This is a genomic window from Halomonas sp. ND22Bw, assembly GCF_003011945.1.
Taxonomy (GTDB): domain Bacteria; phylum Pseudomonadota; class Gammaproteobacteria; order Pseudomonadales; family Halomonadaceae; genus Halomonas; species Halomonas halophila.
Map to the genome: position 1 here is coordinate 1 of NZ_PXWD01000308.1, position 377 is coordinate 377.

Below are 377 nucleotides of genomic sequence, written 5' to 3' on the forward strand. Positions count from 1 at the left end.
CGGGCGATGGTACGAGGATCTATGCCAGCCTGGCCGGAACCAACAAGGTCGCTGGGATCGACACGCTGACGTACACCACCGTGTCGACGATCCCGATCAGTACGGATGCGCAAAGCCTGATCTGTCCGCCGTCAGCACCAATGGCACAGATTTGAGGTTGTGATTTAAGGAGGATCTGGGCTTCGTCGTAGTGACGAAGGAACGAAGATGAAGCCCAGATCCTCCAATGTAAAATCGCCCGCCAAGGCCCCAGCAGAGCGGGTAGTGAAGGACATCCGCCGACAGACCCGGCGCCACTTTTCGGCCGAGGACAAGATCCGCATCGTGCTGGATGGCCTGCGCGGGGAAGACAGCATCGCCGAGCTATGCCGCAAGGA

1 pseudogene is annotated in these 377 nt (G+C 59.4%); it reads left to right on the forward strand.

Features of this window, described 5'->3' with window-relative positions:
• Positions 1 to 207 precede the first annotated feature (207 nt).
• Positions 208 to 377: pseudogene (locus tag CVH10_RS18195) on the forward strand (IS3 family transposase); the annotation flags it as partial.